This window comes from Gammaproteobacteria bacterium (assembly GCA_013817245.1).
Lineage (GTDB): Bacteria > Pseudomonadota > Gammaproteobacteria > HTCC5015 > HTCC5015 > JACDDA01.
The window spans coordinates 105255-116574 of record JACDDA010000001.1 but is presented as its reverse complement, the minus strand read 5'-3'; the positions used below and the strand labels follow the sequence as shown (position 1 = coordinate 116574).

Here is an 11320-nt window from a genome sequence, read left to right as displayed (position 1 = left end):
GATGTAAATATAGTTATAATAAATTCAATATCCAATACAGATAATGAGTATTGCTGGGAGGAGGGCTAATTGCCCTAGATATGAAATCCGAATCTAACGACCTTCCAAAGCTGGCAATGATGACTAAAAAATATTCGCGATATGCCGTTCGATTGGTTTCGTTGATTATGAATGGTCAAATTATAGCGACTATTCGTGGAATCATTGCTTATATAGGCGTACCTCCTGTCATTGATAATTGTATTGCAGTACCGTTGGATTACGCTATTGATAAATGGGAAACACCGCCGCATATAGCGGTTATATGTCATATGTATTATCCTGATATGGCCGATGAGTTCCGAGGTTATCTGCTTAATATCCCTTACTCTTTTGATTTGTTCATAACAACTGATACAAAAGAAAAACAGCTCGATATTCAAAATGGCTTTGCGCAATGGCGCAAAGGTCATGTGGATGTGCACGTAGTGCCTAATCGTGGTAGGGATATAGCGCCTAAGTTGGTAGCCTGCAAAGATGTTTATGGCCAATACGAATATTTTCTTCATATCCACACTAAAAAATCGCCACATGCCGAATCGTTAGGTGAGTGGCGTACCTATTTATTGCAGAATCTTTTAGGTTCTGAAGCCTTAGTGTATAGCGTGTTTGAAGCTTTTCGAGTCGACCCTGATTTAGGCATGATCGCCCCTCCGCATTATAAAACACTTCATAAAAGAGTGGGTTGGGGTTTGAATTTCAAGCAAGGTAAAGATATAGCCATGAGAATGGGCATATCAATTTCGAAACAGCGTAGCATTGACTTCCCTTCTGGCTCCATGTTTTGGGGTAGATCTGCTGCGCTTAAACCCTTGTTAGATTGCAATTTTATGTTAGAAGAGTTCCCTGCTGAAAAAAAACAAAAAGATGAAACATTGGCGCATGTTATAGAGCGCATATATTTCTACTCTTGCGAAAAGGCGGGCTTCCGGTGGGTGAAAATAGTTAATATTATTGAACAAAATGGTCACATAAAAAGCGCAAAAATAGATAACTCGGAAGATTTGAAAAAGTTTATTGCGAAAGGCTCTGGTTTGTTATGAGCGATAAAAAATATAAAGATATAGCGTTGTTGTTTTTAAATAAAAAAATATTTTTTATTTATGATTTTCCATGCCCCGCTATTATTACAGTTTTAAAATGATGCGTTGTGAGTAATGCCAATGCTACATTATGAGATTGATAACTTTGTTATACGCAAAGACAGAGTCTTTATGTCTGGTTGGGTGATGCCTGACAATGATCTTCGCGTAGAAAGTCTTTCTCTCTATTTGAGATACAAGTCTGATAGTTCGCCCGTAATAATTCCTATTTCGTATAGTTCTAAAAGAGAAAATATTGCATTACTGTACCCCGCCAGAACTGGTGCTGAGTTTTATGTATTTTCTTTATTGTCGGGTAGCTTGCAGATAAGAGATATCTTGAGCGCCGAATTGCACTGGGGGTTATCTAATGGACAGACAATAACAGCAGATCTTTCGAGTATGATTTTTAGAAACAAGTTTCATTGGTGGCTCACTACCTTTCATAATTATAAAAAATTACTATATAAAGCTGTAAAACTATTAAGAAATGCGGAAGTTAGCGTTTTTATAAGCAAAATAAAAAAATACATGTCTAAGCCAGCCCGGAAATATCCTGTCGCCTCTATACAACGTGTGCAAAGCGCAGTGAAAGGCAAAGCGATCGCTTTAATTGTTGATCATGATTTGGGCGGCGGAGCCAATTTATATCGAAAAGAGTACGTCGCTAACAAACTAGCGGTAGGGCAAGCGGTTATTGTTGTGGGATTTGATATTATTAAATTGCAATACTTTTTAGACGTTTTTAGAGAAAAAAAACGTTTGAGATATGGTATCGATTCTATTGAAGATGTTTTGTCTTTTATACATTCGGCAGATGTAACGAGTATGCTTTATAATTGCGCGGTTTCTTTTCCTGAGCCGATTCTCTGTTTTGAGTTTCTAATAAATTTAAAAAAACAACAAAACTGTGAATTTATTGTTGCGTTACATGATTATTTTTTAATATGCCCAAGTCCTTTTCTTATTAATAGTGAGGGTAGTTATTGTGGAATTCCTGATCCTAAGGTGTGCGCGTCATGCCTTGCCCACCATAACGATGATTTCGTGAGAATGTTAGCCGTTAATAATATTACGGACTGGCGAGAGCAGTGTGCTTATTTATTAAAAGCTGCGGATCAAGTAGCACTTTTTTCCGAGGCTTCCAAGAGGCTTTTAAAAAAAGCGCATCCTAAATTGTCGGATGAGAACTGGAAAGTTATTCCTCACGTTCTGCATACAATAATGCATAAAGTATCATTAAAAGCAGCTAATCATTTACATATAGGTGTTGTGGGCAGTATTGGAAAACACAAAGGCGCTGATGTCGTAAATGAGCTTGCGCACGAGATTTTACGAGTGGGATCAGAGGCGAAAATAACAGTAATAGGCATGTTAGATGCTATTGCGCCTGTAAACATAGTGACGGTTACAGGAAACTACAAACCTGCTGATTTACCTGATTTGATTGCGAATTCTGGCATAGATATATTCTTATTCCCTTCAATTTGCGCCGAAACTTTTTCTTACGTTTGTCATGAATTGGTGGCGATGGATGTGCCCATTGCGTGTTTTGATTTAGGCGCTCCTGCTGATTTAGTTCGTGATTATGCTAAGGGTCAAATATTAAAATCTACAGCGCCTGATGATATTTTAAAAAATCTAGCTGAATTTAAAAACAGAATTTATAAGTTATAAAGGATTTTATTATGAAAAAAATACATGTCTTTACAAGCGCGGCTTGTAACTATATTCCTAAAGTAAGAGTTTTGCTTCGTTCTATTAAAAAGTGGCATCCAGAGTGGGTGATCCATTTGGCTCTTTCGGACGAGATTCCAGAAGGGATTGATTTGTCCGATGAATTGTTTGATGAAATACACCCTGCTTCTGAATTAGGTATTCCTGATTTCGTGGGCTGGGCTTTTTGTCATAACATCGTTGAGTTGTCGACAGCCATTAAACCATTTGTTCTAAAAAAACTGCTTGCACGCGATGATTGCGCTGGCGTTATTTATCTTGATCCAGACATGGTAGTTTTTTCTAGGCTTGAAGAAGTGCTATTAGCTTTGAAAGATTTTAATATTGCTTTAACTCCGCACCAGACAAGCCCCGAAAAAAGTTTGGTTGCGATCATGGACAATGAGATATGCAGCCTTAAACACGGTATTTATAATTTGGGTTTTATTGCTGTGAGCCCGACCGATATTGGAAAGACTTTCGCTAATTGGTGGGCTGAACGTTTATATTATTTTTGTCGAGATGAAATCCCCAATGGCCTATTTACAGATCAGCGCTGGATTGATTTGGCGCCGGCCTTTTTTGAGGGTGTACATATTTTGCGGTCTTCACGGTTTAATGTTGCGCCTTGGAATTTAACTACACGCGTAGTAACAGGTGATATAAATGGCGAGGTGTTAATTGATGGCAAACCATTGGGCTTTTATCATTTCACGGGGTTTGATAGTGGCGCTCATCATGTAATGATGCAAAAAAATTCCAATAATAATAATACTGCGATCGATTTAGTTAATTGGTACACGGGCATGACGTCTGAGCTTAGCAAAGATCCTTTGAGTGCCGTGCCTTGGAGTTTTGGTTCTTTTTCTGATGGCAGCAAAATACCATCGTACGCACGGTTAATATATAGAGAGCGTGTGGACTTGCAGCATAAATTTCCAAACCCTTTTGACTCTGCTGTAGAGAATGGTGGATATAAAACATGGTGGCAAAGAAGAGCCAAAAAAGAATACCCTGAATTATTTAGCACGAAAAAACAAGCCTTAGAATTAATGCGTATACAAAAAGCTTTAACTCCAGGATTTCAGGCAGGCAGTACGTTGGGCGCGATCGCTATATCGTCCTGGGGGCATTTGCGCGAATCTTTAAGAGCACCCGGCATGCTGGTAAAACTATTTAACAAAGCATGGAATATTTTTAAAAACGAAGGTGTAAGCGGTATTGCAAAACGTATTCATAGACTCTATTAATATTTTTATAAAGTAGAGTTTAAAATTCCTTTTAAAAAAAGAGATATTAAGAATGACAGTTAGTTCTATTCCTTTTAACAAACCTTATATGACTGGGCGTGAGCTCTATTATATTGCTCAAGCGCATCATGACGCTCATCTAGCCGGAGATGGCCGCTTTACTAAAAATTGTCATGCTTGGTTAGAGAAAATCACAGGCACGAAAAAAGCATTGCTTACGCATTCCTGTACTGCGTCGCTGGAGATGGCTGCCCTTCTGGCAAATATTCAGCCTGGTGATGAAATAATAATGCCTTCTTATACATTCGTGTCTACGGCTAATGCTTTTGTTCTTCGAGGCGGAGTACCTGTATTCGTAGATATTCGTTTTGACACATTAAATATTGATGAGACATTAATTGAAGCCGCGATTACTGGACGGACGCGAGCGATTGTCCCTGTGCATTATGCTGGAGTGGCATGTGAAATGGACTCCATTATGGAGATTGCTCATCGTTACAATCTCATCGTCATAGAAGATGCTGCGCAAGGTGTTATGTCGACTTATAAAGATCGATCACTGGGTACGATTGGAAATTTAGGAGCGTATTCTTTCCATGAAACAAAAAATATTATTTCTGGCGAAGGCGGCGCTTTGTTAGTTAATGATGAAAATTTCATAGAGAGAGCAGAAATTATTCGTGAAAAAGGTACTAACCGGAGTCAATTTTTCCGCGGCCAAATCGATAAGTATACCTGGGTTGATGTCGGATCTTCATATTTGCCTAGTGAGATTGTTGCAGCTTTTCTTTGGGCGCAAATGGAAGAGGCTTTTAATATTACAGAACGAAGATTAGAGCTCTGGACGCAATATCATGAACAATTTGAATCGTTGGAAAAAGCCGGTAAATTGCGACGGCCAATTATTCCTGCGCACTGTCAACATAATGCCCACATGTATTATGTGCTACTAGATTCATTGGGAACTCGTATGAGAGTGATTGATGGACTTAAGAAACAGGGCGTTAATGCAGTCTTTCATTATGTCCCGCTCCATGTTTCTATAGCGGGCAAACAATATTCGAAAACCCATGGAAATATGACTCATACAGAAGATTTATCAGATCGTTTATTGCGTTTGCCCTTATGGATTGGTATGGAGAATGTAAATAAAGTAGTAAATGCACTTTCTAATATTTTGTAAAGTTTTTCGATAGTTAATGATTTTCTATTAAATAATTAAATTTTTTATACCAAGGATGCGTTTTTGTATGATTAAAAAAATAGACAAGTTAGCGGGTCAAACATTTCCGCAGTCTGTTTCAATACTGTTCGCAACGATAGTTACGGTATTAGGGATGTTTCTTTGGCAAAGTCATAATGGGCAGGCTTTGTTATGGGATGAAGGTTTTCTTTGGTATGGCGTCCAGCGAGTTATGGTGGGAGAAGTGCCTATTCGCGATTTTATGGCTTACGATCCAGGCCGTTATTATTGGTCTGCGACTTTAATGGGTTTATGGGGCGATAATGGGTTGGTGGCTTTAAGAGCAACTACTTCGATTTTCCAAGCCATCTGTCTTTTTATCGGGTTGAAAACAATTTTTCAAAAAGAGGTACAGCCTAATCTCATTTTATTGGGGGCTGTAACAATAACATTGGCTTTATGGACATTTCTTAACTATAGATTTTTTGATACTTGTTTGCCTTATCTATTGATAGGCGTTCTTACTTTTCTTATTAATAAGCCGTCATATTATAGGTATTTCATAACGGGCTTGATTGTAGGTTTAGCGGCAGTTTTTGGTCGAAACCATGGTGTATATGGTGTGCTTGCTACTCTCGGCGTTATGGGATATTTGGCAATTCGCGATGGAACCAAGATCAATTTTATAAAAGCATTTTTCTGCTGGGGCGGCGGGATTTTTATTGGATATCTTCCCGTTTTATTAATGTTAATTACTATGTCGGGATTTGCCTCGGCTTTTATAGACAGCATTGTTTTTTTGTTTGAGTCTCAAGCTACGAATATATTCGTTCCGATTCCTTGGCCATGGCGTGTTCCTTTTGGGCAGCTGCCTCTTTTTGAAATATTGCAAGGTTTGTTATTGGGATTTTCTTTTATTGCTATTGGATTATTCTGGATATTAGGGATTCCATGGGTTTTATGGAGAAAATGGAAAGAAAAACAAGTGGCCCCAGCATTGGTAGCATCAGTATTTTTAGCGCTCCCTTATTCTCACTACGCTTATTCCAGAGCAGATTTGCATCATTTAGCACCGGGTATTCCGCCTTTATTAATTGGCATCTTGGTATTGTCATTAAATCAATCGATAAGAATCAAAGCAGCAATAGTAGGACTGCTTTTTGTAACCAGTTTAATAATACTCGTTCCCGGTCAACCGAGTTGGATATGCCTAAAACATACTTGCAACAAAATTAATATTGGCGCAGATCAATTTAAGGTCGTACCGAGTGAAGCCGCTGATTTAATGATGCTGAAAAAGTTGACAGAAGAATTTACCCCAAATGGGGAAAGTTTTGTTGCTATGCCTTTTTGGCCGGGGGCCTATGCTGTATTGAATCGCAAATCACCGGTATGGGAAACTTATGTTTTGTTTCCTCGCAGTGAAGCATTCCAAAAGGCTGAAATTGAACGTATTAAAGCGAGTGACGTCAAATTAGTGATAATATTTGATTATCCGCTCGATGGACGAGACGAGTTGCGTTTCCGCAACACACATCTCATACTTGATGAATATTTTATTAATAATTTCAAACGTTATTATGATGATAGGTGGTCGCCTATTTATCGCATATATATTAAAAAATAGTAATTATGTTAACTTTAGTTTTAAAGGCATTGACTAAAGTTACGCATTACAAGTCAAATTTATTCTTTTAAGAAGAATGTAAAACTTACTAGACATATTACATTTTAATATTGATTACATGCAGAGCTTTCAAATTATTCATAACGGTATGTTAATTCTTTAATAAGGAATGCGAATTAATTTTAAAGCCTTTCCAGGTTGTATTATATATTTAAAGTGAAGCATCATTTCGTCATGATGCGAAATTAGTTTCTCTGGCATAGTGAAATTATAGTTCCGTAAATGGAAAATAAAAAATTTTAAAGTGAAAAATGATCCGAATGAAAAAAATCGCAATTTTACAATCTAATTATATTCCCTGGAAAGGATATTTCGATTTGATCGCGGCTGTGGACGAATTTATTTTGTACGATGACATGCAATATACACGGCGTGACTGGCGCAATCGCAATCAAATTAAAACTCCACAGGGAGTGCAGTGGCTTACTGTGCCTGTTATGGTTAAAGGTAAATACTACCAAAAAATTCGAGAAACTGAGATCGATGGTCTGGAATGGGCGGGAGCGCATTGGAAAGCGTTGTTGCAGAACTATAAGCGCGCACCACATTTTGATGAAATTGCAGCATGGTTAGAGCCACTTTATATGACAGGGTCTTACACTCATCTATCTCAACTCAATCGCCATTTTATTGAGGCTATTTGTACTTACTTGAGTATAACTACTAAGATTACTGACTCATGTGAATATTCTTTATTGGAAGGTAAAACAGAGCGTTTAGTTGACTTATGTGTGCAGGCAGGCGGTGCAGAATATATTTCCGGTCCTGCAGCCAAAGGTTATGTTGAAGAGCAACTGTTTGCTGATAGGGGTATTACATTGACTTGGTTTGATTATGCTGGGTATCGTGAATATCCCCAGCTTTGGGGTGAGTTTACTCATGGCGTTACGATTTTAGACTTGCTCTTTAATTGCGGGAAAGATGCGCGCCACTATATGAGATACGTGTAGTTATGAGGCTTTCTATTGTTGCAACGCTTTACCAATCAGCACCTTACCTCAATGAATTTTATCAGCGAACGAGTGCTGTAGCTAAACAGTTAGCAAATGAAGATTATGAAATTGTTTTAGTAAACGATGGCTCGCCTGATAACAGCCTGAACCTTGCGGTGCAACTCGTTGATAGTGACATTCATGTTGTTGTTGTTGATCTGTCGCGTAATTTTGGACATCATAAAGCAATGATGACGGGACTTGCGCATGCGAAAGGAGATTGGATATTACTGCTTGATAGCGATTTGGAAGAAGAGCCCGAGTGTTTGATTGTCTTCGCCAAAAAAATGCAAAATCAACATTGTGATGTTGTATATGGTATTCAAGAAAAGCGCAAGGGTGGTTGGTTCGAGCGCTGGAGTGGTCAGTGGTTTTATCGTTTCTTCAAAATTCTTACAGGTATAGCCTTGCCAGAAAATATTGTGACTGCTCGACTGATGACTCGCCGTTATGTTGATGCTTTGTTGCTCCATAAAGAAAGAGAGGTCTTTATGGCTGGGCTCTGGCACATCACTGGCTTTGAGCAATGTCCTTACATTGTGAAAAAGCACAGTACAAGTGAAACTACTTATACTCTTCGTAGGAAAATGTCATTGTTAGTTAATTCAGTTACTTCATTTAGTAATGTTCCTTTAGTTGGCATTTTTTATATCGGTTTATCTATTTGTCTAATTGCAAGTACCTATATCGCTTACTTAACAATTAACTGGATTTTTCTTGCGCGACCATTAAGCGGCTGGACGTCTGTTATGGCTTCAATCTGGTTGTTAGGCGGTATGATTATTTCTTTTATAGGGGTGGTTGGCATTTATCTTTCAAAAATATTTTCTGAAATAAAACAGCGTCCTTATACTATTGTGAAGCAAATTTATGCAAAAAACACAAATTGATCTATTGGCAGAGATTGCTGATTACTACAGCACTAAATTTACTCAGCATGGAGAAACCCCATGCGGAGTTGATTGGAATGGAGAAGAAAGTCAAACGTTACGTTTTGCGCAGTTATGCAAAATTATTGATGCAACCCACCCATTTTCAATAAATGATCTTGGATGCGGCTATGGCGCACTATATGATTATCTTGCGTGTAAATATCAACACTTCTCTTATTCTGGAATTGACGTCTCCGATAGTATGATTCAAGCAGCCGAACAGCGTTATAAAAATAAGTCTAATGCTCGGTTTGTGTTGTCTGGTAATCCTGATGAAATTGCGGATTACGGCATAGCGAGTGGGATATTTAATGTTCGTTTGGAAAGACCCGACAACGAATGGCGGTCTTATCTAGAAGATACTCTTGATGTGCTCGATAAAACCAGTCGTATTGGTTTTTCTTTCAACTGTTTAACTTCTTATTCTGATAAAAATAAAATGCGCGACTATTTATACTACGCCGATCCTTGTATTATTTTTGATTTTTGTAAAAGACGCTATTCTCGTAACGTCGCTCTATTGCATGATTATGAATTATATGAATTCACGATACTCGTAAGGAAATGAGCATGAATGAAGCACTGATATTTTTTATTTTAACTTTAGTCCTATCCTATTTAGCCATTCGTTATTGTGCGCCTTTATCTAACGTGATGTTGAAGTTGGGTGAATATCTTGCCAAGAGAGTATTTTTAAGCGTTTCTGGGTACGAGCATAATAAATTTGCTTTGTTAAGAATCATATTCGGGGGCATTTTAGTAATCAGGAGTCTTTTTGTTCTTCAATTCCTGCTTCCCTCTGAATATTTTTCTCCTGTTGGTCTATGGAGTATCGCTGAATTAATTGGCGGAATATGTTTGGTATTGGGTTTATTTACTCAATGGGCATTCATATTTTTGATGGCGGGGATGTGGCAAATAGGAGACCAGGTAGTTGAAAAATCAACATTGGGGAATGATATCGCCGCGATGGTTTCTCTTTTATTGTTACTTACAAATGCAGGCAAGTACATTTCTTTGGATGCAAAAATTCTTAAATTCGTACCGAAGAGCAAATATTTTTTGTTTTATTACGAAGGAGACCCCACTCCGGAACAAATAGCGTTAGCAAAATTTGGGGCAGTCATAAGTTATTGGGCTCTTTGCATGTATTCGCTTGCTATACATTTAAATGAACCTGCGTGGACAACCGGCGTGGCGGGCCCTTTACTATTAACTAATAATTTCATGTCATCATGGTATGCACAATTAATCGTGTTTTTTTCATCCAGTGAAAATTTTACTTATTTAGGCAAAATATCGCTGTGGTCTATAATGCCTTGGTATGCATTGATTTTACCCTTTGTTATTTTGGGTGGAATTTTTCGTGCTTATATAGTTATTTTTGGAATTTTATTTTTTTCACTGTCGTTCTTTGTATTGAATTTGGGATCTCTAGCAGAGATTGAGTTTGTTTTATGGGCTGCTATTTTTTGGTCTACTCTTGGATTAAATGCAAATAAGTCGATTCAAATTTTTTATGATGACCGCTGTAATTTGTGTGACAAGACTGTTCAGGTAGTGACATTCATTGATGTTTTTGGAATCGTTAAATTAAAGCCAGCCTCTACTAATCAAGACATTCTCATGAGTCATGGCATCACAAGAGATCAATCACTTACGGAACTTTATGGTCTTATTGAAGACAAGGCTACGCTTACGTACGGATATGATTTTTATATTCAGCTGTCTAAATCATTGGTTTTATTGTGGCCTTTATTACCCCTTCTGCTTCTCGGAAAAGCATTGAAAATTGGCCCAGTAATGTATCGGTTCATTGCCAAACGTAGACTAGAATTATTTGGCATTTGTGAGTTACCAAGAAAAAAACTTATTAGAACTTCTACTAGATCCTATAGTCGTTCTAAAGTGACAAGTGTAGTAATTTTGCATGTGATGACGTTAACGGTTTTTTACTTTTTAACGATACCGATGCCTTATCTTGGATTTAATAGTCAAGCTAATGCGAGAGGGGAGGCCGCGCATTATTATGGTATAGCACCGATTAATGTATTTAATCATACTGATTTAAGAATGGCTGAAAATTGGTTCACGTTAGTTAGTCTAGATTTTAAGGAACGCGTACCATTATTTACAGATGAAGGTTCGCGGTTAAATATGCACAAATCTGATCGTATCTATTTTGGCCATACATTGCAGTTTCGAAGAGCCACTATCGGCTCCGATATATGTCAATTTGAAATATGGGAAGATAAGATCACATATCTGAGTAAAGTCTATCTTAGTGCAAAACAGGCTAAATCTGGTTTATATACCTTTAAATATACGCAAAAATTTCAAGCTTTACCTGATTGGGAGTTGTTGGTCAAAAATAAATATTTAAAGACTAGCACTGTGGATCGGTGCACAGTTATATATTTAGTCGATCACGCAGGTTAA

General features: G+C 37.7%; 9 protein-coding genes. All 9 read left to right on the top strand.

Annotation, left to right across the window (positions count from 1 at the left end):
* Positions 1 to 50 precede the first annotated feature (50 nt).
* The gene (locus tag H0W44_00595; protein ID MBA3580930.1) at positions 51 to 1082 is read left to right on the top strand and encodes a hypothetical protein; all 1032 of its coding nucleotides are present in this window, start codon (positions 51 to 53) and stop codon (positions 1080 to 1082) included.
* A gap of 171 nt (positions 1083 to 1253) precedes the next feature.
* Positions 1254 to 2798: a glycosyltransferase family 4 protein gene (locus tag H0W44_00590; protein ID MBA3580929.1), complete on the top strand. Its 1545-nt coding sequence runs from the start codon at positions 1254 to 1256 to the stop codon at positions 2796 to 2798.
* An 11-nt stretch (positions 2799 to 2809) separates the two neighbouring features.
* Entirely contained in the window at positions 2810 to 4087 is a 1278-nt protein-coding gene (locus H0W44_00585) for a glycosyl transferase (GenBank protein ID MBA3580928.1), read from the top strand.
* 52 nt (positions 4088 to 4139) lie between these two features.
* Positions 4140 to 5270 carry a dTDP-4-amino-4,6-dideoxygalactose transaminase gene (rffA, locus tag H0W44_00580; protein ID MBA3580927.1) on the top strand — a complete coding sequence of 377 codons (1131 nt, stop codon included), beginning with the start codon at positions 4140 to 4142 and terminating at the stop codon, positions 5268 to 5270.
* A 67-nt stretch (positions 5271 to 5337) separates the two neighbouring features.
* Entirely contained in the window at positions 5338 to 6897 is a 1560-nt protein-coding gene (locus H0W44_00575; protein MBA3580926.1) for a hypothetical protein, read from the top strand.
* Between the two features lie 320 nt (positions 6898 to 7217).
* A complete protein-coding gene (locus tag H0W44_00570; protein ID MBA3580925.1) occupies positions 7218 to 7907 on the top strand; it encodes a WbqC family protein in 690 nt (229 codons plus the stop codon).
* Between the two features lie 2 nt (positions 7908 to 7909).
* Positions 7910 to 8839 (top strand): glycosyltransferase family 2 protein, encoded by a 930-nt coding sequence (locus H0W44_00565; protein MBA3580924.1) that lies wholly within the window; start codon positions 7910 to 7912, stop codon positions 8837 to 8839.
* A complete protein-coding gene (locus H0W44_00560; protein ID MBA3580923.1) occupies positions 8820 to 9449 on the top strand; it encodes a class I SAM-dependent methyltransferase in 630 nt (209 codons plus the stop codon). Before H0W44_00565 ends, H0W44_00560 begins: the two co-directional genes overlap by 20 nt.
* Before the next feature lie 2 nt (positions 9450 to 9451).
* Positions 9452 to 11320, top strand: a complete 1869-nt coding sequence (locus H0W44_00555) for a DUF393 domain-containing protein (protein ID MBA3580922.1) — start codon at positions 9452 to 9454, stop codon at positions 11318 to 11320.